This is a genomic window from Mesorhizobium sp. M0898, from assembly GCF_040319695.1.
In the GTDB taxonomy this organism is placed as follows: domain Bacteria; phylum Pseudomonadota; class Alphaproteobacteria; order Rhizobiales; family Rhizobiaceae; genus Mesorhizobium.
Genome location: NZ_JAMYOE010000007.1, coordinates 133,814 through 155,729 on the forward strand (window position 1 = coordinate 133,814; position 21,916 = coordinate 155,729).

Annotated in this window: 27 protein-coding genes and 2 pseudogenes; 15 read left to right on the forward strand and 14 right to left on the reverse strand. The window is 58.6% G+C overall.

What is annotated here, in order from left to right; genetic code table 11:
* The first annotated feature begins 121 nt into the window (after window positions 1-121).
* The 5 genes and pseudogenes from NKH90_RS11455 to NKH90_RS11470 all read left to right on the forward strand — a co-directional run bounded on the left by NKH90_RS11455 (window position 122) and on the right by NKH90_RS11470 (window position 3,599).
* Complete coding sequence (locus tag NKH90_RS11455) at window positions 122-919, forward strand: sterol desaturase family protein (RefSeq protein WP_352472989.1); 798 nt, start codon at window positions 122-124, stop codon at window positions 917-919.
* Window positions 920-938: 19 nt separating this feature from the next.
* Complete coding sequence (locus tag NKH90_RS11460) at window positions 939-1,568, forward strand: methyltransferase family protein (protein WP_352819416.1); 630 nt, start codon at window positions 939-941, stop codon at window positions 1,566-1,568.
* A gap of 263 nt (window positions 1,569-1,831) precedes the next feature.
* Entirely contained in the window at window positions 1,832-2,575 is a 744-nt protein-coding gene (locus NKH90_RS11465) for a phosphatase PAP2 family protein (protein ID WP_352819418.1), read from the forward strand.
* 78 nt (window positions 2,576-2,653) lie between these two features.
* Window positions 2,654-2,832: pseudogene (locus NKH90_RS34835) on the forward strand (transposase); the annotation flags it as partial.
* Between the two features lie 511 nt (window positions 2,833-3,343).
* A pseudogene (locus NKH90_RS11470) lies at window positions 3,344-3,599 on the forward strand (helix-turn-helix transcriptional regulator).
* Window positions 3,600-3,772: 173 nt separating this feature from the next.
* Here NKH90_RS11470 and NKH90_RS11475 read toward each other — a convergent pair.
* The 7 genes from NKH90_RS11475 to rhuM (NKH90_RS11505) form a co-directional block, all read right to left on the reverse strand.
* A complete protein-coding gene (locus tag NKH90_RS11475; RefSeq protein ID WP_352819419.1) occupies window positions 3,773-4,579 on the reverse strand; it encodes a methyltransferase domain-containing protein in 807 nt (268 codons plus the stop codon).
* Between the two features lie 63 nt (window positions 4,580-4,642).
* Complete coding sequence (locus tag NKH90_RS11480; protein ID WP_352819421.1) at window positions 4,643-5,014, reverse strand: RNA polymerase sigma factor; 372 nt, start codon at window positions 5,012-5,014, stop codon at window positions 4,643-4,645.
* Between the two features lie 723 nt (window positions 5,015-5,737).
* On the reverse strand, window positions 5,738-5,890 hold the full coding sequence (locus NKH90_RS11485) for a hypothetical protein (protein WP_352819423.1): 153 nt from the start codon (window positions 5,888-5,890) through the stop codon (window positions 5,738-5,740).
* 818 nt (window positions 5,891-6,708) lie between these two features.
* On the reverse strand, window positions 6,709-6,882 hold the full coding sequence (locus tag NKH90_RS11490; RefSeq protein WP_352819425.1) for a hypothetical protein: 174 nt from the start codon (window positions 6,880-6,882) through the stop codon (window positions 6,709-6,711).
* Between the two features lie 215 nt (window positions 6,883-7,097).
* Entirely contained in the window at window positions 7,098-7,418 is a 321-nt protein-coding gene (locus NKH90_RS11495) for a sunset domain-containing protein (RefSeq protein WP_352503919.1), read from the reverse strand.
* A 122-nt stretch (window positions 7,419-7,540) separates the two neighbouring features.
* Window positions 7,541-7,870: a RhuM family protein gene (gene rhuM / locus NKH90_RS11500; protein WP_352819427.1), complete on the reverse strand. Its 330-nt coding sequence runs from the start codon at window positions 7,868-7,870 to the stop codon at window positions 7,541-7,543.
* On the reverse strand, window positions 7,812-8,387 hold the full coding sequence (gene rhuM / locus NKH90_RS11505; protein WP_352819429.1) for a RhuM family protein: 576 nt from the start codon (window positions 8,385-8,387) through the stop codon (window positions 7,812-7,814). Before rhuM (NKH90_RS11505) ends, rhuM (NKH90_RS11500) begins: the two co-directional genes overlap by 59 nt.
* A gap of 171 nt (window positions 8,388-8,558) precedes the next feature.
* Between rhuM (NKH90_RS11505) and NKH90_RS11510 the strand changes: the two genes are divergently transcribed.
* From NKH90_RS11510 to NKH90_RS11520, 3 genes are all read left to right on the forward strand, one after another.
* Window positions 8,559-8,798, forward strand: coding sequence for a hypothetical protein (locus NKH90_RS11510; protein ID WP_352503479.1), 240 nt, complete (start codon window positions 8,559-8,561; stop codon window positions 8,796-8,798).
* A 439-nt stretch (window positions 8,799-9,237) separates the two neighbouring features.
* A complete protein-coding gene (locus tag NKH90_RS11515; RefSeq protein ID WP_502898823.1) occupies window positions 9,238-10,137 on the forward strand; it encodes a GHMP family kinase ATP-binding protein in 900 nt (299 codons plus the stop codon).
* A complete protein-coding gene (locus tag NKH90_RS11520) occupies window positions 10,134-11,189 on the forward strand; it encodes a cysteine synthase family protein (protein WP_352819433.1) in 1,056 nt (351 codons plus the stop codon). Before NKH90_RS11515 ends, NKH90_RS11520 begins: the two co-directional genes overlap by 4 nt.
* Before the next feature lie 40 nt (window positions 11,190-11,229).
* Here NKH90_RS11520 and NKH90_RS11525 read toward each other — a convergent pair whose 3' ends face one another.
* The 6 genes from NKH90_RS11525 to NKH90_RS11550 all read right to left on the reverse strand — a co-directional run bounded on the left by NKH90_RS11525 (window position 11,230) and on the right by NKH90_RS11550 (window position 16,901).
* Window positions 11,230-11,961, reverse strand: a complete 732-nt coding sequence (locus NKH90_RS11525) for an amino acid ABC transporter ATP-binding protein (RefSeq protein WP_352819435.1) — start codon at window positions 11,959-11,961, stop codon at window positions 11,230-11,232.
* Window positions 11,958-12,614: an amino acid ABC transporter permease gene (locus NKH90_RS11530; protein ID WP_352542328.1), complete on the reverse strand. Its 657-nt coding sequence runs from the start codon at window positions 12,612-12,614 to the stop codon at window positions 11,958-11,960. The genes NKH90_RS11525 and NKH90_RS11530 overlap by 4 nt, the downstream gene beginning before the upstream one ends.
* A gap of 107 nt (window positions 12,615-12,721) precedes the next feature.
* A complete protein-coding gene (locus NKH90_RS11535) occupies window positions 12,722-13,468 on the reverse strand; it encodes a substrate-binding periplasmic protein (protein ID WP_352472981.1) in 747 nt (248 codons plus the stop codon).
* A 169-nt stretch (window positions 13,469-13,637) separates the two neighbouring features.
* A complete protein-coding gene (locus NKH90_RS11540) occupies window positions 13,638-14,930 on the reverse strand; it encodes a threonine synthase (RefSeq protein WP_352819438.1) in 1,293 nt (430 codons plus the stop codon).
* A complete protein-coding gene (locus NKH90_RS11545; protein ID WP_352819440.1) occupies window positions 14,927-16,120 on the reverse strand; it encodes a M24 family metallopeptidase in 1,194 nt (397 codons plus the stop codon). Before NKH90_RS11545 ends, NKH90_RS11540 begins: the two co-directional genes overlap by 4 nt.
* Window positions 16,110-16,901, reverse strand: a complete 792-nt coding sequence (locus NKH90_RS11550; protein WP_352819442.1) for an IclR family transcriptional regulator — start codon at window positions 16,899-16,901, stop codon at window positions 16,110-16,112. Before NKH90_RS11550 ends, NKH90_RS11545 begins: the two co-directional genes overlap by 11 nt.
* A 128-nt stretch (window positions 16,902-17,029) precedes the next feature.
* Between NKH90_RS11550 and NKH90_RS11555 the strand changes: the two genes are divergently transcribed.
* A complete protein-coding gene (locus NKH90_RS11555) occupies window positions 17,030-17,308 on the forward strand; it encodes a helix-turn-helix domain-containing protein (RefSeq protein WP_352819444.1) in 279 nt (92 codons plus the stop codon).
* A 28-nt stretch (window positions 17,309-17,336) separates the two neighbouring features.
* Here NKH90_RS11555 and NKH90_RS11560 read toward each other — a convergent pair whose 3' ends face one another.
* A complete protein-coding gene (locus tag NKH90_RS11560) occupies window positions 17,337-17,552 on the reverse strand; it encodes a helix-turn-helix domain-containing protein (protein ID WP_352819446.1) in 216 nt (71 codons plus the stop codon).
* 130 nt (window positions 17,553-17,682) lie between these two features.
* Between NKH90_RS11560 and NKH90_RS11565 the strand changes: the two genes are divergently transcribed.
* The 6 genes from NKH90_RS11565 (at window position 17,683) to NKH90_RS11590 (ending at window position 21,893) form a co-directional block, all read left to right on the forward strand.
* Window positions 17,683-18,432, forward strand: coding sequence for an autoinducer binding domain-containing protein (locus NKH90_RS11565; RefSeq protein ID WP_352819448.1), 750 nt, complete (start codon window positions 17,683-17,685; stop codon window positions 18,430-18,432).
* A gap of 73 nt (window positions 18,433-18,505) precedes the next feature.
* On the forward strand, window positions 18,506-19,138 hold the full coding sequence (locus NKH90_RS11570) for an acyl-homoserine-lactone synthase (protein WP_352503485.1): 633 nt from the start codon (window positions 18,506-18,508) through the stop codon (window positions 19,136-19,138).
* A gap of 177 nt (window positions 19,139-19,315) precedes the next feature.
* On the forward strand, window positions 19,316-19,543 hold the full coding sequence (locus NKH90_RS11575) for a hypothetical protein (RefSeq protein WP_352772136.1): 228 nt from the start codon (window positions 19,316-19,318) through the stop codon (window positions 19,541-19,543).
* Window positions 19,544-19,838: 295 nt separating this feature from the next.
* The gene (locus tag NKH90_RS11580) at window positions 19,839-20,045 is read left to right on the forward strand and encodes a hypothetical protein (protein WP_352503486.1); all 207 of its coding nucleotides are present in this window, start codon (window positions 19,839-19,841) and stop codon (window positions 20,043-20,045) included.
* A 405-nt stretch (window positions 20,046-20,450) separates the two neighbouring features.
* Complete coding sequence (locus tag NKH90_RS11585; RefSeq protein ID WP_502898824.1) at window positions 20,451-21,125, forward strand: RHE_PE00001 family protein; 675 nt, start codon at window positions 20,451-20,453, stop codon at window positions 21,123-21,125.
* Window positions 21,126-21,209: 84 nt separating this feature from the next.
* Complete coding sequence (locus NKH90_RS11590) at window positions 21,210-21,893, forward strand: XRE family transcriptional regulator (protein WP_352472974.1); 684 nt, start codon at window positions 21,210-21,212, stop codon at window positions 21,891-21,893.
* Window positions 21,894-21,916: the final 23 nt, after the last annotated feature.

The following is a 21,916-nucleotide window of genomic DNA, read 5'->3' on the forward strand; positions in this document are numbered from 1 at the left end:
GCAGGCTCTCAGCCTGACATGTTTGGCACGCAAATTACCTTTTCAACTAATCTCCGAGAACCATTAGCTTGCGCTCAAATTGGCGAAGTGCTTGGATTGCGTCTTGCCGGCGGGACGCCGTATGGACATTCTGAATATCAAAGCGCTCTTAATTGCGGTTCTGATCTTCGTTCCGATCGAATACCTGTTCGCTCTGCGCCCCCATCAAAAGATACTCAGGAAAGCCTTTTTCAACGATCTCATCTATGCGCTGTTTAATGGCATCCCGATAAGCCTTGGCCTGATCGCGGCTATCACGCTAGCAACGAGTACGGTGGGGCGGCTGGTGCCGGCCTATGTCGGCAGCGCAGTATCATCGCAACCTGTTTGGCTCCAGGTATCAGAGATCATTGTCATTGCGGACGTTGGCTTTTACCTGGCCCACCGCACCTTTCACGCCGTTCCCTTTTTGTGGCGCTTCCATTCGATTCATCATAGCATTGAAGAACTGGACTGGTTGGCGGCGCACAGGATTCATCCTATTGACCAGGCTCTGACAAAGAGCGCGTCGCTCGTGCCTGTATATCTGCTGGGTTTCAGCAGTCCGGCGATCGCCCTGTTTGCAATAATTTTTCACGTCCACGGACTTTTGCTGCACGCCAACGTCAGGCTGAACATCGGCCCGCTTCGGTGGTTGATCGCGTCACCCCAGTTCCATCATTGGCATCACGCTCACGAGCGCGCGGCATACGACAAGAACTTCGCAGGTCAACTTTCATTGATCGATGCGCTCCTCGGAACCATGTACCTGCCCGGTAACGCTGTCCCGGAGCGCTATGGCGTCGATGATCCGATTCCATCAACTTACGTCGAGCAACTCGCCTATCCAGTGATCCCGAAGGGCAGAATCAATGAAGCTCCCTCCACCAGAGATACGTGATTTCGTCGGGCGTGCAACGATGACACTCTACTTCACGTTCTGCGCGACTTTGAAGGCCGAAACGTTCTTGGTAGCTCTTGCCGGCGCAGAATGGACAGTGGCGTGGATTATCGATCTCACCGCAGATGTCGCCGCTGCCGGCTTTCTCGTGCTCATCGTTGGAATGACAGTGGCGCGTCTTCCGCCCCTGGGAACAGCGCAGGGAATTGAACCGCGAATCTCCGCGCTCATCGGATGCTTTGCCACCGCAACTTTGATCGCGGTCCCTCGCATCCAGGCAACTCCGCAGATCGAGTTTGTTGCGGACCTGACCACCATAGTTGGTTTCGCGCTTTGCATCTTGTGCCTGTGGTGGCTCGGCAGATCCTTCAGCATCACTGCGCAGGCCAGACGGCTCGTCACGGCAGGCCCTTACCAGATCGTGCGCCACCCGCTCTATGTCTGCGAAGCGATCGTCCTGCTCGGCATTCTTCTCGGCAATGCGACATGGGCGACCGTCGCAATCTGCGCCATTGCCCTCGCTTTCCAATATCGGCGGCTCGTGAACGAGGAGAGGGTCTTGCGAGCGGTGTTCCCCGAATACGACGCGTATGGGCAGACCACGCCAATGCTCATTCCATCTTTATCCTCATTGTACTGGTGGCAGTGACTGTGCCCCATGCTGATCCCCAGTCTACTCGAAACCACTTAGTAATTATTGCCTTGGTTACAGCTCTTTTCGGGTTGATTGACATTTTGTGGCTGCCACTTTCTACAGTCGATTTTTCACCGAGGAACTGGATTGACATAGGCAAGGTGGCCCTTGTCCTCAGTGCATCTTGGATGGCATCGGCAATTGCGCTCCACAGAGTGCGATCTGACACAAGCCCAATTGCGAGCGTAATCAAATATCTTTGTGGCTGCCTGAGAATTGTGGTCGTTTCCGCAGCAGCTTTCATTCCGCTCGCCATCACCACGACCGTGTTCATGTACCTGGCGTCGGCCACCTCAAGGCCTCTGGCGGACCCGGTTCTAGCTTCTATCGATTCCGCCCTCGGTTTCGACTGGCAGTGGTTCCTCGCCACGACCAACAAGCCAATTACAGCGTCCGTCCTGGTTTTTGCTTATCACGCGCTCGCGTTCCAAATGCCGTTCGTTCTGTTATTCCTCGCGGTGAGAAACCAACGAGAACGAGCACTGGAGTTTGTCGCTCTTCTAGCGGTTGCTTCGGTCTTCACGGGCGCGATGATGGCTTTGGCGCCAGCAGAAGGCGCTTATGCCTATTTCAAGCCGGCGCCGGGGCAATTTTCGAACTTCACCACTAATGCCGGAATGTGGCACCATCATGTGCTTATGGCGCTGCGATCAGGCGAGCCGTTTGATCTGATTATGACTAAAGGCACAGGGCTCGTAACGTTCCCGTCGTTCCACACGGCACTTGGATTGGCGGTGGTCTATGCCGCGCGGAACATCCGGCCACTCTTTGTCGTGTTGGCTATGGTGAATGCCGCCATGATCGTGGCCACTCTGCCTGAAGGCGGTCATCATTTAATAGATGTAATCGCCGGCGTAGTCATCGGCATTCTCTCCATCATTGCAGTCAAGATGCCTAGCTATGCGCGCGGAAAGGTCGACCGCGTTGCGAGATCAGCCGTGGGATCGGACGCGGACTACTGAGTTGGCCACGGCCGTTGCCCTCCGGCTGCCTGGCAATGACGTGGCGGCGGCGAGACACAAGGAGGAGGAGCGCCGCCCTGCGGCGGCATCTGCATGCACAGGAAGAAGATCAACATCTCCACCGTGCTCGCCGGCCAGAGGCTCGGAATCACGAAGTCGACGACGGCATTTGGCTCGTCTCCTTCATGCACTATGATCTCAGATATATCGACTTGGAACAGAGGACCTTGCAGACCTACGACAACCCCTTCGGCACGAGTCACCCATGTCTTAGGCACAACTGTTACCCATGTCTCCGGGCCGCACGGTTTGAAGATGGTAGCGGAAGGCCGCTACATCGCAAGACGCCCCCATTGAGAAGGCATTCTTTTGCTATCGTCGCCAAGCGGCCTGACAGCAAATCGAGATCGAGCACCACGAACTCGGAAGCGAGTCGGGACGATGATGGACTGGGCGGAAACAAATAATTACCGAGCGATGTGCACATGCCGTGCACACGGGTTTGCACCTTTTCTTTTGTTTCTGTTTCGTCGAAACACCGAGCCAAAGCGTGATGAGCACTCGATGATTGCCGCAGTAGGTGCCCCGTCACAGCCGCATGGCCAATTGACCACGCAGCACCACTTCATACTGCGACGGCGAGTAAACTTGTCCGGGGGCGTGTGCAGAGAGGGCGCAACCGGCGGGGCTTGGAGCATTCGCTAAATTGTAAGCCTCTCCTCGGCGCACCTGCATCTGGTGCGAACAGAAAGGAGAAAACATGTCACGATCAGACACCTTCCCCCTCGTCTGCTCAAGACGGAGGAGGCCGCCAAACTTGTCGGCCTTTCCCCCGGACGCTTGAAAAGCATCGCACGTACGGCACCGGACCTGCCTATCCAAAGTTGGGTGGTCGCGTGGTCTATGCCCCGCAAATCCCCAAGAATGGGCCGACAGGGGGTTGAAGTCATCGGCCTCTGATCCGGGTGTCGGCCGCGTTTATCCGGCCAAGCCTACAGGTCGAGTGAAGTCCAGGAGGGGATAGCTTGTGCAACCTGCGGTGGAGCATGACACTGCACTCGCAGGCGCCAGCGCCCGACATCGAGGGCGAGAGCTGCCCTCCGAAGGCAGAGGTCACAGGTGATGCGCCTGCCCACAGTAGCGATGATCGCCACCAAGGATGGCGTCGGGAACGTCGCGCTCTCAATCCGAATTGTGTTACTCGGGCCGTTCGGCAATAAAGAGAGTATCGGGGAGAAGCCCAAGACGCTCGCGATCGGCGGCAGGTATATGGTCTGAATTTATTCGAGCAACCGTAAAACCCACGTCCTCGATACGCTCCTTGATATCGGGACCGTAGGCTCGCACGTGATCTGATCCGCCGAAGCGTTCGTCGCGCTCGCTCCGTGACATGGATGGCATCGCTTCGAGCGTTTGACGATAGATAAGCGGTACTTGGATCCAGACCTGTCCTCGAGGCTTAAGGGATGACCAAACTTGCCGAAAAACATGCCGATCGTCAGGTACGTGCTCCATGACATGACACAAGACGACAATATCGAGATCGCTGATGCCGTTCATATTCATCAGGTCAACCTGCACGGTATCGGGGCCGTACCGTCCGGGCTCGATATCGCCTTTAATAAGGTTGCCCGCCTGAGATAGTCTCTTTGAAAGCCCCTTCTCGCTCGGCGCAATCTGGAGAATTCTAAGCGGTCCCGCCGGTAGCCTGAGAAGCTTACGGTCTAGAGCACAAATCAAAAACCGCTCACGATCCAGGGCATGACAAAGCGGGCAAATAAGCGTGTATCGCCCGAAACGGTAAAAACCCGCCACACCGCGATCGCAAGCATTGCAGTGATGAGCCTTCCTTGTCGGGAGGAGCGTCAGGGTGAGGGCTCTCAGCCAATCTCCGTATGAATCAAGTTTGCGTGTGACCCGCCGCGTTGTGATACGATCAGCATAGCTGCGAAAAAGAGATAGAAGTCGGCTTTCTCGAACGTTGTTCCACGATGGTTTCAGCATGTCGCTCTTCTAAGGTTGTTCACCCGAGGACCAATAATTAGCGCCCGCTGATAAAACGTCGAGTTAGCGGAAGCAGCAGGAGATTCGCCCCTTCACGGTATCGACCGTGATGTCGAGCAAACCGGCGATCTCAGTCAGCGGCTCGTCAAGCACATCCTTCAGGATAATGACGCTGCGCTGGAGGATCGGGAGTTCCGTAGAGCGAGACACCCCAGTTTGTATCGCTTCCTGGCGCATCAAAATCTTCACGGGGTCCGGAGCGGCGTCGACAACGAGTTCAAGGGCCGCCTCGATAGGCTCTGCTGCGCGCATCGCACGGCTGCGCAGCAGGTCCAGCGCACGGGTATGGGCAATCCGGAAGAACCAGGGTCGCAGCTGCGGAATCTTGCGCAACTGGTCGAGCGCAACGAGGGTTCGAGCAAAGATCCTCCACAACGTCTTCGCCGTCGATGACCGACCCCATGAGACGCGAGCAATAGCGGTGCAGTTCAGGCTCTAACGAGACGGCAAGGGTGAGGAACCCGGCGAGGAACTCCTCCCGACGGTCGCGGTCCATGGTAGATCCTGCATCGATCAAGGCGTCGCCACCCTGTGCCTCCGTCATCACCACCGCTTCGACGACAAGAGATTCGTGCGCGACGATATGCAGGGCCGGTGAGGTCGCAATCGAACTCTCAAGCCGCGACACCCTCCATAAACCGGGACGCCCGCATCGCCGTCGAGGCACGACGCCTTCGGCATATTGCGGGTGGTGGGACAAGCCCAGCGATCGTGCGCCGGCTTGCGGTCGAGCTCGGATTACGTGAGCGGAACACACGACCGAACGGGTTTATGCGGAACATCGAAACGGGTGTTGACAAATCGCTCTCTATGCAGTGGCGGTTACAACCTAAAGCGAGCTGCTCTTGGCCAGGAACAGCCTGGCGGTTCGGTCTCGCCGCTGCGTTGCGCTTCAAGCGTAGAGATTCCTGAACTGATGCTCGGCTGGCGGCAACTTTCTCGCCAACCGAGTTGGTCGTGGTCGGCCGAGACCAGCCAGCCACACGCCCGTGATTCCAACCTGAGCCGATGTGCCAATCAGCAACCTTCGCCGGTCTTTTTCACCTGGCCCGGCGCGGCGGTGTTGGCTGCCGTGTTCTGCTGACTAGGCGCCGCCTGCTACGCGCTGCCAGTCTGCTGGCCGGGCGCGCAGTCCCTGGCCGAGTTCGGATTTGTGGTGCCGCGGGTGGTCGTCTTGTCGGTGCCCTGATCGCCGGACATGTTGGTCCCGCTGTTCGTCGTGCCGGTGCCCTGATCCGTCGTGCTGGGCATGGTTGTCGTGGTCGAGCTTCCGCTCGTCGAGGTTCTTCGGTGCGCGAGGTCGATGAGGAAGTGAGACGGACGCGACCGCGTAGAAAGACGTCCACGTTTGCCCATAATCTACCGCGAACAGCTCCTTTGCCGGGGCGCGGGCCCGATTGCGTGCTGGGCCTGCGCCGGTCTGCTATCTGCCAACAGGGGTCGGCCCGTCGTTTCCGCCGACTGCCGTGGTGCCTATGTTGGGAACCAGCGGCGCCTCCGCTTCTTCATCAAACGGCAAGATTTGAGTTCGTCGATCTGGTAATCGCGCTGCGAGATGCGGCCCCGGAGGTTAGTGATGCGCTCGGTCAAAAAAGTGCCGAGCCCATTTAGTAGCGTGACCTGCCAGGTCGTTCACAACGGGGTCCGCGCTAGCCTACTGAACGGCTCTTTTGTGCAAGAGGTCAGTGGAGAAGTACCCAACTCCCGAGCTTGCGAATCTTGATTGGGCATACTCGTTCGATGTCGATATCACTGAGGGTACCGGCGCCTATTATAATCCGCGGTCCGCAATCAATGGTGCTCCGGGAGTTCTAACGGATGGGCCCTACACGGCTGTGTTGAGCGATTCGCATGTTCTGAAAATATTCAAGTGAAGGTGGCGTGCTGTAAACAATGAAACTATCGCGGGCGTTTGGGCCCCACTCGTTGTGCTTCCTGATCGCGGGCACTACGGCTGCCGAGGCGGAGTTGGCGTACAGTTTTGCGGTATTATGGCGCAACCGCCACAAGAATTGACCCCGATCTTGGCCTACCTTTTGGCCATGGATCACAAACCAGCGCTCTAGGCGCTAATCCGCCTTCACGGTGAGATCGGCGCGAAAATCAGGCGCAACGAGAAGCAGGCCGCGAAGCTCATTGAAGAGATGAAGCATGTCGAGGCGGTCTTGCATCTGTTGGAACCTGGCTTCAATGCCCCGCGCCATCTCCGTCAAGCGTCGCAACAATCCAAACCCGCTGTTCAAGCGCGGCTATATCATGCGTGCCGCCGTCGACGTTCTGAGGACCGCCACGGCGCCAATGAGTGCTGAGGAGATAGCGCTGGTCCTACTCCGCGCAAAGGGCATCGAAGCGCCCACAAAAGCGGAAACGCATTTGATGTATGGTGCGGTGAGCGCATCGCTTAAGATCAACAAAGATGTGACCTTGCATGATGGGCGTCCGCGCGTTGGACCCTTGTCTAAACCCTGGATTTCCGCCATCCCGCTTTGCGCGCGGCTTCCTCCGAGCAAAACCAGCGCTCGCCTTTCAGCAGATTGATGCGCGTCTCCCAATAATATTCCTGTCCCGGAACGTGATAGATTTTCTCGCCAGTGTTGTAGCTGATGTTGCCCTTGATGCCGCAGCCTACAGCGGCGGAACCAAATTCAAAGGCAAGCAGGCCAGCCAGGATCGTGCCGCCAGTCGCGATCTTTGCCCATAACGGCGTGTCACGCGAACGATGGCGCCTGCCATACCTTCGGCGATTGTACTCATTGTCTTGATAGCGACGTTTGCCCACGCCCCTCTCCCCAAGGGGAGAATGCGACCGTAGCAAATTTAAGTCCAGCCATTTTGGCAGTCGTACCGGCGAGGAAACCGCCGCCTCAAGGAAAGCTACCCCGAAGGCGGCGGGCCGACAGGTTATGCGGTTGGACGCGGCAACCGGTTGCCGGTTTTCTTGAACAATTGAAGTTGCGTCTTCGCGAACTTGTCTGCGTCTGGCCGACGTGGACCGCCACTTTTGTAACCAGGAAAGACTGGAAATTCGTACTGTGCGACGAGTTCCTTCAGCTTTTCCAGAAGCCGCAGCATCGATACCTGCTTGCCTTGGATCGCCATGCCTTCGGCATAGAGCAGCCAAGCCTCTCCTATGAGTTCCATCTTGCGGAGTTCATCCGGGGAACAATAGTTCTTAGCAATCGTCACATCCGCAGCTGTCGGCTTGCGGTTGCCTAGGGCTGTCAGGCCCATGTTTTGGCTTGGTCGCGTCGGCTCTTGACATGATAATTTGGACAGCTGTCTGCTCAGAAACCGCGAAATGAAAACTGTCCTGGCTGGTTGCGAAGAAAGTCCGCGCCGCCGGATCATCCTGATCGTAGTCTATAGAGCACTCCGCGAATGTCTCGCGAACCTGGGTGTAAAGGTTCGTTTCGGAAGTCCGGATGGCCCGGACCTCTCGGGCCAACTTCAGAAGCGCCCTCGGATCGCTATTCAGCCGCTTTCCGTTAAGCGCGTAACCGTCCTGAATGTAACCCTTGAGAACGGTGGCCGACCACTTTCGGAACTCCGCCGCCTTCTTGCTGTTGACCTTGTAGCCCACCGCAATGATGGCATTGAGATCATAGAGGCTCGTTAGATAGGCCTTCCCGTCTGCCGCAGTTATCCGGGATTTCCGGAGAACTGTTTCTTCGGACAACTCGCCCGACTTGAAGAGGTTCTGGAGGTGTTCGCTAATTGTCTTCAGCGAAACACCAAAAAGCTCAGCCATTTGCGCCTGAGAGGAAAGGACCTCCCAAATATCCGCCAAGTGATCACGACGCCCACCGCTAGGTGGTGAAATTAGGCCCGGATGTGCGCTAACACGTCCGGGCCGCCCAATGTCTACCGACGCTATTTCCGGTACAACTGGAGTAGGGTCTGGAGTAGGGTATGGTCTGCAATGGCGATCGATGATCCATCACGACCGTCATCACGCCGCTTATGTGAATGCAATCAACTCGTGCCGCTTTGGCCCGAGCTCGCCAGCACGCCGATGGACGCTATTCTGGCAGATCTGGGCAAGGTCGCCACAGCGGGCATGCTGTCCAGCATCTCGGTCAGTTCAGTGCTGATGCGACGTTCAATCATCCTTGCAATTATGGAGTATAGTTCCAGTTTTGCAAGGACACCCGCAGCCTAGCGGGCAAGACGCGCAGAGGCAAGGAGCTAAAAGCGCCGACGCCTGGGTGAGGCCGCTGTGGGCTATGGCCAGATCTCAGTACTGACTCAGGCTGAGCAATCCAACCCTCCTTACAAGAGCAATACTGAAAACACCGTGCATGGCCGCACTCGTTTCGGAATGGTTGGCCGCAAGGCCAACCGTTCCCGAAACGAGTGCTGCTGTGTCTACTCCAGTATTGGAGGCTCCAATTGGTGGGGGAATCTTGTCCGTATCTTTGCATGATGTGCTTGCCAATGGCACTACCAAGATTTGGCGAGTGACAGCACGGGTCAGTCGCACGCATCATCGCCCAGTGCCATGCTGAGGAGATGATGCGGTGACACAGACAAGCACACCGAGATCCGGCCAGCAGACACATTCGAGCAACATCAAAAACGAGACTGTCGCATGGCCTCTGGTGGTAGGAGTCGGTCGGGCACACGCCCACCACGGGGAATTCCTCCAAGGCGTCTTTGAAGCGGACAAGGGACGGCTTTGTCGCGGACTCGTCACGCTTCCGCTGACGTCGCAAGGGTCGCTAGCGACCTTCTGGCCGGATGAACAAGATGGCATTCGGCCGCGACCCGCAAACCGGATCAAAGCGGCGCGCGCGGCGGCCCTCACGCTCGAGCATGTCGGGGTAGCTGGAAGAGGGGGAGAATTGACGATCGAAAGCTCTATCCCGGTAGGGCACGGCTACGGTTCCTCCACGGCAGACGTCATTGCCTCGATCCGCGCGGTCGCGGCTTCGGCGCACGTCACGCTGCGCCAGTCAACTGTTGCGCGACTGGCCGTTGCCGCGGAAAGCGCAAGCGACGCCATCGCTTACTGCGATCAAGCTCTCCTCTTCGCTCACCGGGAAGGCCGTACAATCGAACATTTCGGAGGCGAGTTCCCGCCCTTTCTCGTGGTGGGTTTCAGGGACAGCAATGCCCGGCCAATCGACACGCTAGGCATGCGACGAGCACGCTACGATAGTGAGGAAATCGGGCTGTTCCGTGTTCTGCGCGGATTGGCGTATCGCTCAATCCGGCAACAAGATCCCCGCTTGCTTGGACGTGTCGCGACCATCAGCGCCAGTATCAGTCAGAAGCACCTGCCGAAGGCATCCTTCAACACCGTTTTGGATATAGCGCGGGCGCATGACGCGTGCGGTGTGCAGGTGGCCCACAGTGGCACGTTGATCGGCATCCTTCTGGATGCGACTGCGCCCAGGGCGGCCATGCGCGCTGCTGAGCTCGCAAGGCAGGTGAGCGGCACAGGTCTCCAAGGCGTCCATACGTTTGCCCTTAATGCCGAAACGAGGCTAATCCAGTGAGCGCGGCGCAAGACTATTTACGCGCCTACGAGACGCCGCGTTTTGCCCAACTCGCACCTAACCTCAACGCCGCCTGCTTTTCCCTTATGAAGCTGATGCCCGCCCGATTCATGGTCGATCAGGCGGAAGCGTCAGGGCGCCTCAGGCGGGAAGGTCACATCATCGAAACGACGTCGGGCACGTTCGGCCTGGCCATCGCCATGCTGGCTGCCGCCCGTGGCTATGGGCTTACGCTCGTCACGGCCTCCAGCCTCATCGACCTGAAACTCAGGCGACGACTGGAACAGCTTGGTGCCAAAGTCATGGCCATCGACGATCCTCAAGGAGACGGCAATCAGCGCGGTCGGCTCCAGTATCTTCAGCAGACGCTGCAAGATAGCCCGGGCACGTATTGGCCTCGGCAATACGACAGTCCGGAAAACCGCCTGGCATACGCGCGCCTGGCCGACCTCGTTGTTCGATCATTCGGCCGTATCGATTGCCTCGTCGGCTGCGTGGGCACTGGGGGATCGCTTTGTGGAACCGGAGGCTTCCTTCGTGAGCTCTTTCCTGATCTCAGGATGATTGCAGTCGATACCCACAGAAGCATGCTCTTTGGCCAGCCTGTCGGACGTCGCATGTTGCGCGGGCTGGGCAACAGTGTTTTGCCGGAAAATGTTCGTCATGAGATGATCGACGATATTCATTGGGTGGGCGCATTGCCGGCCTACGCAATGGCGCATGGGCTGTTTCGCGATCACGGGCTGTTCATGGGGCCGACCAGCGGCGCCGCAGCCTTGGTCGGCGCCTGGTTCGCCAGGCACAATCCGGAAGCCTCCACCGTCGTGATAATGCCAGATGAAGGGCATCGTCATTCAGATACAGTCTACAACCCCGACTGGCTCGCCGGTTTGAAGGATTGGCCAATTTCAATTCCTCTTGAACCAACTGTTCTCACGCAAATTCATCCGGCCGAAGAGACGGCATGGACGAGATTCCCTTGGAACCGCAGAACTTTAAGCGGCGTTCTCGCAGAGTTTGAGGGCCCGTCCCCTGCGGAGCGACAGGTCTGAATTCGGAGCCTTGACGCGACAAGGCAGCGCTGGCCAACACTCAGACGGGGTGCATAACCCGATGAAGAAAGTCCTTAGTGCGTTCGTGTCTCGGATTTCGAAGCAGTTCCTTGGCCGGACCTTGCTCAACGATCCGGCCGCCGTCGAGAAAGAGGACGCTGTCGGAAACCTCGCGGGCGAACTGAATTTCGTGCGTAACCACGAGCATGGTCATGTTCTCGTATGCGAGCGCGCGCATGACCTGCAGGACCTCGCCGACCGTTTCCGGGTCAAGTGCGGAGGTGGGCTCGTCGAAAAGAATGGCCTGTGGGCGCATCGCCAGGGCACGGGCGATGGCCACGCGCTGCTGTTGACCCCCCGACAATGACGCGGGATAGGCATTCGTCTTGTCGGCCAACCCGACGCGATTGAGCAATGCCGTGGCCCGCTCCCGGACCTGGTTCCTATTTTCCTTCAGCACGTAGAGCGGCCCTTCCATGACATTTTCCAGGGCTGTGCGGTGCGGAAACAGGTTGAAACGTTGGAAAACCATGGAAACGCGGGTGCAGATGGCGTGAACCTGGGGCGAGGCGGCATCGACTACGGTGCCGTCGATACTGATGCGACCGCGCTGATAGGTCTCAAGCCCGTTCACACATCGCAGAAGCGTCGATTTGCCGGAACCCGAGGGCCCAATCAGACATACGACCTGTCCTTTGGCGATCTCGGCGTTGATTCCCTTGAGGACTTCGTGGGAGCCGAAGGACTTGTGCACGTTTTCAAAGGTGATCATCCCGCCGCCCCAAGATAGCTTTCGATTCTACGCATAAACAGGTTCAGCGGAACCGTCAGGCACAGGTAAAGCAGTGCCACCAAGGTAAAAACTGTCATGTTGTCGAATGTGGACGACGCAAGCATTTTGCCCTGCATGGTCAACTCCTGAACCGAAATCACCGAGACAAGCGAGGAGTCCTTCAGCAGCATGACCATATTGTTGGCGTAAGGCGGCAGGATGATCTTGAATGCCTGCGGCAGCACGACGCGGCGCATCATCAACGGACGCTTCATGCCGATCGATTTTGCCGCTTCGACCTGACCCTTATCGACCGCCTCGATGCCAGCCCGGAAGGTTTCCCCGAGATAGCAGGAGTGCGCCAGCCCCAGCCCGATCGTGCCAGCCTGGAGCGCAGTCAGGTTGATGCCGATCTCGGGCGCGACGAAGTAGATATAAAAGAGAACCACCAACAATGGTATGCCGCGCACGAAGTCGACAAGGAGCCGCGTCGGCACGGCGAGACAGCGTATCCCCGATGTCCTGAACAGCGCCCAGACAAGGCCGAGCGCCGTCGCAAGACACAGCGCAAGAAGGGTTATCATGACGGTCAGCCAAACGCCGTTAAGAAGAAGCGGCAGATATTCCGTTGCATGCGCGATGAATTTGGTCATGGCCGGCTTCCTCTTGGCACGTACCCCGGCCGTCAAAGCCGGTCATTCCGATGCGATCCTTTGGTCCTGCCAGCCGGCGCTTCTGTCGAGGTCAGTGCGGGTCGGCCTCAAAGGCCATATTTGGCAAATATTCGGCTTAATTCGCCGCTTTCCTTCAGCTTGGCGATGGAGGCATTCACCTTTTCGAGAAGCAGTGGATTTTCCTTGGCAACTGCCAACGCGACCTCGCCTTTTTTCATCGGCTGATAACCGTCGACGAGGCGAACACCCAGGCCGGGATTCTTTGAAAGCTGATATGCGACGATCGGGGCGTCACCGAAACCGGCCTTGATGCGGCCCAGAACCACATCGCGCATCATGTCAGCGATTGAGTCGTAGAGCTTGACTTGACCGAAGACGCCAAGCGCTTCCAGAGCATCAGCGTAGGTCGAGCCGATCTGCGCCCCGACGGTCGCACCTCTGAGTTCCTCGATCGTGTAGTTTTTGCTATCGCCGGCAGCAACAAACATCGCCTCGCCATAGGCGTAAACCGGCGTGCTGAAATCGATTACCTGCTTTCGTTTGTCCGTTATGAACATGCTGGCGGAAATCAGATTGATTTTGTCGGTCGTCAGTGCCGGGATCAGGGCTGGAAAAGCGTTTATTTGAAAATCGGCGGTCGTGCCAAGGCTCGCGGCAATCGCACTTGCCAGATCGACCATCGCGCCTGTCGGCTTTTGGGTTGCGGTGTCGACAAACGTGAACGGCACTCCGGTTGGCGTGACGCCGACTCTGAGCGTTTCCTCAGCCATCGTCTGAGTTGCCATTGCGACACTGAGGGCTGCGAGCCAGCCGATGAGCGTTTTCCGAAGCATGAACATTCCCCTTACATCATGTTTGAATCGAGATTCCGCTCGCTAAGCGAGTTGAATTTGCCTCTCCTGGATAGCTTTTAGAAAAGTCGCAATACCGTCCAATGGTGGACGAGATCATCAATCGATCAGAAAAAAATCGCATCCGTTCATGATCGCCTCTATCTTCTCTTCAGGACATCTTGGTCGCGCGCCGTTCAAGTGAGGGCGTGAAATAGTCACGGCCCTCGGCAACGTATTCCCACGCTTCGGCAACTGACTGAAACGATGGTTGTGCTTTGTTCGGACCGGTCGAACGATCCAAATCCTTGAGGCCGCTCGCTGTCACGATGGCAACGACGCTGTCCGACCGCGCGATGGTGCCTTCTCGCCTCAAGGATTCGATAGCTGCAAATGGCGTCACCGAGGCTAGCTCGGCAAAAACACCCTCGGTGGCCGCAAGCTGCTGCTGCATCGCTATCAAGCCGATATTGCCGACCGGCATTGCCGTGCCGCCAGATTCACGCAGGGCGTTGAGCGCCTGAAACGTGCTTCGTGTGGTGCCGATCGAGATGGCAAGCGTGTCGAAGCTTGCGGGGACTTCGGCAACCAGATCTCCCTTGCCGGCAAGGGCTCTGGCCAAAGATCCATGCACTTCCGCCGCCACGAGTCTCGGCAACCGCTCGATCTTGCCTTGGCTGAGAAGATCCTTGAATCCGGCCCACAGCCCGGCAAGCGCGTCCCCGTAGCAAACAGGCAAGGCGCACCAGTCCGGCACTGCACCGTGCATTTGTTCCACGATTTCGTAAGCCAGGGTCTTGTAGCCCTCGATCCCGACAGGATGACTGCCCACCACGGGGCTGTGAAACGGTGATGTTGCAAACCATCCGAGGCGCTCGGTACCAGCGGCAAGCAATGGCCAGCGATGGGACTTGTCGGCCAGGGATATGACGCTTGCGCCGTATTTGCGGATCTGCGCCAACATTGCGCCGGCGGTGCCTGAGAATGTGACAACGACGCATTTCAGGCCCGCCCGTGCAGCATAGGCGGCAAGTGAGGCCCCGGCGTTCCCCGACGAAGCAGTCGCCACCACGCGTGCGCCACTCAAACGTGCCATCGACACCGCCACCGTCGAGAAGCGGTCCTTGTGGGACCAGGTAGGGTTTGCGCCCTCGTCCTTGATAAGCAGCTTGGGGACGCCGAGCTGCTTTCCCAGCTTCTCGGCGCTCAGCAACGGCGTCAGGCCCTCGCCCAAGGAGATTGCATCGCTCAGTCCACAAGGAAGCATGTCGGCATAGCGCCAGAGCGAGGGCAGGGCGGCACCCGCTGCGGAAGCGGCCGATGTAGCTCCGGACGGATCGTAGACGACCTTAAGATTGGCCGGTGCTTCGGCACAGCATTTCGGGCAGCCGCGCGAGTCGATCTTGGTATCGATCCGGAACGAGGCGCCGCATCGAATACAGGAAAACCCTGCCGCGCGGCTCATAACGGCACCCGGGTGATTGCATCGTGCGTCTGCGTCAGCCGCTCCACTCCGCGCTCGCGAACAACCACCATGTCCTCCACCTGGAGTCCCCAGCGGCCGATTTCGTAGTAAGGGGTCTCCACGCACAGCACCATTCCTTCTTCAAGGATGTCTGTACTGCGCGCCGAGAGCGTCGGCGCATCATAACCATCAAGGCCGATGCCATGTCCGACGTGATCGCGCTCGTAGTGGGCAATTCCTTCGCGCCTCACCACACGCACGACCGTCTCGAAGAGCTGTGCTGCTGCCATGCCCGGACGGATAATGTCGCACGCATGCTGAACGCCGCGCAGCAGCGCCTGCTGAAGTCGATGCGCCTGCGGCGGCGGCTCGCCCAGCGTGGCGATGCGGGCAATGTCGGCGCGGTAGTGCCGGAACCGGCCACCGACGTCGAAGCGGATGATTTCTCCAGCGCGCAACCTGCGGTCAGACGGCTGGACGTTCATGAGCGCGCTGCGCTCGCCAAAGCCGATGCATCCCAGTACGGGCAGGGCGCCTTCCTCGACCGTCCTGACATGAAAAGCGCGCGCCAGATCTGCTTCGGTGGCGCCTTCCTGAGCAACGCTGAGTGCTGCTTGAATGGAGCGTTCGGCAATCTGGGCAACTTGGCCGAGCCGTTCGATTTCATCTGCCGTTTTTACGGCACGAACCTCGCGAAGCAATGCGGTGGCTGGTAGGAACGACGCATTGGGAAAATGGGCTCTGAGGGTTTCCTGGTATCCTGGTGCGAGCCCGGCCTCGTCTATGCCGATCCGCCCACGGCCGAGCTGAGCTTCTTCCAATGCGGCGACCAAAGCCGCGATGGCATCGCCATGCCTCGGCAGGTCTCGAAGCTGGAGGTGCCGTTCATTGGCGAGGTCCACGGCGGTCGAGGAACCGACATCGGCATAAAAATCGCCATAGCGCCGAACCTTCCTTACCCACAGTTCCTGATCGGCAACGAGGTCGAGGGTGCTGGAGCTGGCGATGATTTCAGGCGTGCCCTTGTCAGGAGCCGGCCACACCACATAAGCCTGCGGGCCGCGACGGATCCATTGCGGCAGAGCCCAGAAGCCGCTCATGTAAGTCACGTTTTCCGGGGCAGTCGCTATAATTGCGTCAAGCCCGGCTGCCGTCATGCATTGTTTCAGGCGCGCTTCGTTAAGCAGCATGATGGGAATCCCGAGCCTGTTTTGCTTCCAGAAAGCCGAGGCCGGCGGAAATGCGCGCCGCAGCCGCCATTACTGCCTCTCCAATTTCAGCGATCTCCACATGCGGTCCCACTGACCGGGGGTAGGCCGCACTTATGGCCGCGATGATTGTGCCTGATGCATCGCGAAGCGGTGCGCCGACCGCAATCAGCCCGGTAAAGTTCTCGTCCAGGGATGTTGTGTAACCAATGGGCTCGGACGCTCTGATTTGAGCAACGAGCTTGTGCGGATCGGTGACTGTGCGTACGGCAACCTGCTCCAGTGGACCTCGTCCAAGAATCGCAATGACCGCCTCGCCGCTCAGCTCCATCAGGAGCGCCTTGCCCAACGCGGTGGAATGCAAGGGGAAGGTCTCGCCAGGTGAAGAACGAATGACGACCGGACTCTTGCTTTGCACGGTCAGGAGATAAATTCCGCAGCTGCCCCGCCTGATCCCGAGGAATGCGTTGAAGCACCCTTCGGCGGCCAGCGCCTGCAGTTCGATTTCAGCCAAACCAACCAGGCGATCTCTGCCCAGGACCTTCCGCGCCAGCGCCAGCACGGAGTGACCCAGCCGGTAGCGCCGCGAGTCAGGCGACTGCTCGACATAGCCCTGCTCTGCCAGAGTATTCAGAATTCGCTGCACGGCGGGAGCACTCTGCTCAAGCCGGCGGGCGAGTTCGCGCACCCCGACAGCTTCGTCCGCTTCCTTGAGGACATTGAGAACCGCAAGCCCACGTTCCAACGAAAGATTTCCTGTCACTGGTGTTCCTTATTTCGGAATGGCGTTCCTTAATATGATGAGGAAAGCAGCAATGGCCGCGCCTGTCAATGACGAATGTTCATTATAGTGTGTCGTCCTAAAGTGTGCCCAGCGACGACCATGCCGTCATGGACCTACGGTTGGTTGTCGGCCTCAACGTACAGAGGATTCGGCGCGCACAGGCCCTCTCTCAAGAGGAACTGTCGTTCCGTTCAGGATTCACGCGCGCCTATCTGAGTGGTCTCGAGGCCGGCCGTCGCAATCCCACACTCCTGTCGCTCGCAAAGCTTGCCACCGCTTTGAGCGTCGACATCGAGGAGCTGACGAAACGGCCCGGCAAAAACGCCCGAGCCCTAGCTGGTGACCGTGCTGTGGCGCCGCGTGAGCGGCGCAAGGGAAAATCCTGATGCTCTCGGCGGCCTGCTGACCAGCGCATCACGGCGAGTTTCGACGGATGAGCTGCTCCACGTCAACTTGCAATGCCAACGCCAGTACCTCCAGCGTGTCGACGGTCGGTGAGTTTTCCTCCCGCTCCAGCTTGCCGACATAGTTGCGGTCGAGGCCGGCAAGGTCCGCGAGCTGCTGCTGCGACAAGCCGGTGCCCTGGCGAAGCAACCTCAGATTGCGAGCAAAAACAGACCTCAGCCTCATGCGGCGAGGCAGTCAGAACGCGCCCTTTAGTGCCACCTACTATAGTAGTCAAAAGTCATGACGGACGTTGCGGTCGGACCTAAGTTATTTATTTTGTTTTCTTTGTCTCAGTACATTGAAAGGGCCTACAATGGCGGCGGTTCACGGGGGCGTCTTACAGGACCAGCTAATACAAATCTTTGAAGCAACCGCGCAGATTGACCGTGCAACCAGCGCCCCCGAGATCATTCGGCAACTGCGCAAGAGCATCGAATGTCACGGCTACGCAGCCTGTCTCGTCACCGAATTGCCACGCCAGGACACCGGATCACTGGATGGACACATCCTTGTCAACGGTTGGCCGCAGGAATGGTACGATCGCTATATGGCTGCCGGACACTATCGCCATGACCCTTGTGTTGCTGTGTGCCGTGGCGCGATCGGGCCCTTCCTCTGGCGGGACGTCCATCATGGCTTGACGGACCGAAATGCCAGGAGGGTGATGGATGAAGCGAAAGAGTTTGGGCTTTGCGACGGGATCTGTATCCCGATCCAGCCTGCGTTTGGCGATCCGGCCTGTGTAACGGTTGCCGGAAATGAAATTGATTTGGCGCCGACGGTGCGCTGCACCATTCATGCCCTTGCGCGCCATGCCTATTCGGCTGCCGAACGCCTCGTTGGCAACTCGCGCAGGCGGCCGAGACAAAAGCTTTCCCAACGAGAGCGTGAAATCCTGCAGTGGGTCGCGGGAGGAAAGACCGCATGGGAGGTTTCCCGCATACTTGGCATCTCGGAAAACACTGTGACGACCCACCTGCGCAACATCAAGCAGAAGCTCAGTACCGCCAACGTTGTGCACGCGATCGTCGAGGCGTTTCGCAGGCACGAAATCGAACTTTGATCCATCCCCAGATCTGGGTATTTCCCGGGCAATCGTCGCGTGGTCGGATGGGGTTCCATCTCGAGGAACCGCAATGATTCAGGTCCATGTCGTCGACGCGTCAAACAGCTTTGCCTATCGAGGGGATCTCGACAGCTACTTCCGCCTGCGGCATGAAATCTATGTCGATGAACGTGGATGGCAGGACCTGAGACGCCCCGACGGTCGCGAGATCGACGCGTTCGATACTCCAGAAGCGATTCATCTGCTCGGCATCCAGCCAGGAAGAGGCGTCGTTGCCGGATCCCGTTTCGTGCCGAGCCTTCGGCCCCATCTGATGAGCGAAACCTTTCCGCAACTCGCCGAGGGCGGCGTTCCGCGCCGACCCAATATCTTTGAATGGACCAGGTTCTTCGTGGCGCGGGATCTTCGTGAGCCCGGCCGACCTTGCCAGGCAGCCGGCGTGATCTACTGCGGAATTTTGGAATTCTGTATCCAGCGACATATCAGCAATCTGACAATCGTGTGCGAGGAGTACTGGTTCGACCGCCTCGCATCGATTGGCTGGAATCCGAAGCAGCTTGGGCCTGCGCTCGCACATGGTGATATGACGATCATCGGTCTGATGGTTGATGTCAGCCCGTCAGCCTTGATCGCGACGCGACAATTCTACCGCATAACCGAGCCTGTGCTTTGGGCCGAAACGCCATTCAAGCGGCTGGCCTGACCGCGGGCCGTCCGCTTTTGGGCGTCACGCCTCGAACGAACATGCTGCCTGACACTCGCAGAGGGCGGCGATGTACTATCGCGTGCAAATCGGCTGTCTGCCTCGCGCCATAACAGCCATTCAAAGGCGGAGGTGTCCAAGACGGGCGCGCGCTGAGGCGGGGCAAGCGTACCAGCCTTGGCATCGAAATCGAAGAAGAAGGTCGGGGAAAAGGACACACCGGATCTTGGAGAGTACGACTTCTCCTTCGATCCAATTCCTTTTTTTGGGCAGTTCACGCCCGAGAGCCTGGTGAAGGCGACGGACACAATTCTTGAGGGCCTGGCCAAATTTCCCGATGCGTCGCTGTTATCGTGCGGGCTGGCTTGGGACCCACTGGCCGCATCCTCGCAGGCCTCCACGTGACCGCCAAGGGTCGCGGTGCGGCAGTGCTCGATCGCCATGATGGACAACACAGACATCAAGGCAGGTGAAGTCAAGATCGGCGAGCTGAAGGGCAACATGGACGCGATCAACGCAGCCCGACGAAAGGGCGGCTGTGTTGCCGGCACTCTGTAAGCCGCTCCAACGTTAAAATTGTCGGCTTGCTTCCCGCCCTCGCGACTGCGGAGTGATCGTTCCATCGATTGACTCGCGTAATGCACAGGCAGTTAATCTCCCCGCAAGGGCAAAAGAGGGGCTATGAAACTGGGAGAAAACGATGACTGTCCAAAAAGAAGACTATCGAACCAACAGAGCCGACTTCGCCATAGCTGCCATGCATAGCCGAGCGACCCCTGAGGGCGATCGTGACGATTTGGTGGCGAGGAAAAAGGCCCTGTGGGTAACAGATCGGCGATCTGCAAAATTGGCTGCAAACCCGTCCGAAAGCTCGCCAGAACCCAAGGCAAAAGCGCGCGGTAAGTGAATCGTGCCAGTCAATTTCTTACTGCCGAGTACCTCGTTCACATTGTTCGATTACATTACATTTATCTAATGTACTAACCAGCCAGTCGGGCATTCCCGAAGGCTCGCTGGTCAGGCTCAGCGGCCCCCCTAACCCAAGCTGCTGGGCCGCCTGCTAAGGAAGTGCGTATATCGCTGATACGGTCGTCGGTGACCCCCTCCGTACCGCGGCCGGGATCGCAACCACGTCACCGACCGGACTGGGCGCTCAGCCGCGACGGTTTTTTGGCGCTGGCCGGCCCAGGGGTGGCGCCCTGCCGGCGGCGGAACAAAAAAACCGGGAAGGCGGGGGGCTGGAAACAGCGTAGTTGAAGCCGATGTTCGGGACGATATTGAGGACGAGCTTCTGGCTGAGGAGTTTGCCGAGATCGATGCTGTCTTGGCACGCTCATCAAAGATCCTCAGCGGCGCAGACGTGCCTGGTCGAAAGGAGGAAACGTCAAGACGTGACCGGCCGGAGCCGCAAAACGGCCTGATCTACGATCTCGACTGGAATAAAGAAGAACGGCTGGCCGAATGGCAGGCCGTGATTGCCGGGACGAGCGATCAGCCCATCGTTCTGCGCGGCGCAATCCTGCTTAAGGCCTGGTCCGACAACATCGAGGTGCTGCAGCATGCCGCATGGCTTGGGCCACTGCTGATTGCCGCGCTGCTGCGCCAGGAAGGTCTTGCCGCCAACCATCTCGCCTGCCAGCATCTCGGTGCCAAAAACATTCCGCGCGAGCGTCGGCGAGCACACAATCGCAGTGACCGGTTGCTGGCCTGCCTCGATGCGATCCATGACGCCGCACTCGTGGGGCTGAAGGAGCACAACCGGCTGGTGATGGCGAAAAGCCAGATGGAGCGGCGGCTCAAACAACGGCGCGCCAGCTCGAAACTGCCCGACTTGATCGAACTGGTGCTGTCGCGGCCACTTGTCTCGACAGGCCTTATCCAGGACAGCCTGAACGTGACAAAACAGGGGGCGCTCAATCTTGTCGGCGAGCTCGGCCTGCGCGAGATGACGGGCAGGGGAAGGTTTCGCGCCTGGGGGATTGTTTAGTCCGCTTCCATGATTTTACGAAATTATCGAACTTGACGAACTTGCGCTCTGTAACCATATTGGTGACAGCAGGAGGTTCTCATCATGGCCGCTCCAAAACGCATCAATCATAGCGGGACCGCATCGCATGCGGGAGTCGCCGCCCTGAGCTTCACCACAAAGCTGCCGGCACAGGCAGACTTCAAGAAGGTATTGCTCGAACGCTATCAGGAAGCGATCGCACGCAGCCGCAAGATCGGCCACCGCGTATCGTTCCGGGTAGAGGTCGATCCGGCGGCTGATGCGCAGACGATCACGCCGGTCGAAGAGCAACCGATCGCTTCGGATGTGTTTCCCCTCGAGGATACAGGCAAGCCCGATGCCGAACTCGAGGCGGCTCTTGCCGGAGCGCGCGCGCGTGGCCACAAGCGTGTCGCCGAAATTGTCGCCGGCGAGGAGATGCTGAGCGCTGAAGCCTTCGCCAAGTTGCTTGGCACCTCGCGCGTGACAGTCAACGCCAGGCGGCAGAGTGGGCAGGTGCTCGGCATCGATGGCGCCAAACGCGGCTTCCGCTTTCCTGTCTGGCAACTCGACAAGGACGGTCGTCCGTTCGGGGCATTGCAGGCGCTGCATGCCATGTTGGGCAACAGTGCCTGGGCCGTCTACCGGTTTCTGGTGTCGCGCCATGGCGCCCTCGATGGCCGGACCGGCCTTCGAGCCCTTCAGCAAGGCGATGACGCCTCGGTTTTGGCCGCGGCGGAAGGCATGGCCAGGGGCGATTTCGACTGAATGCCCGGCGTTCCACCTCCAGC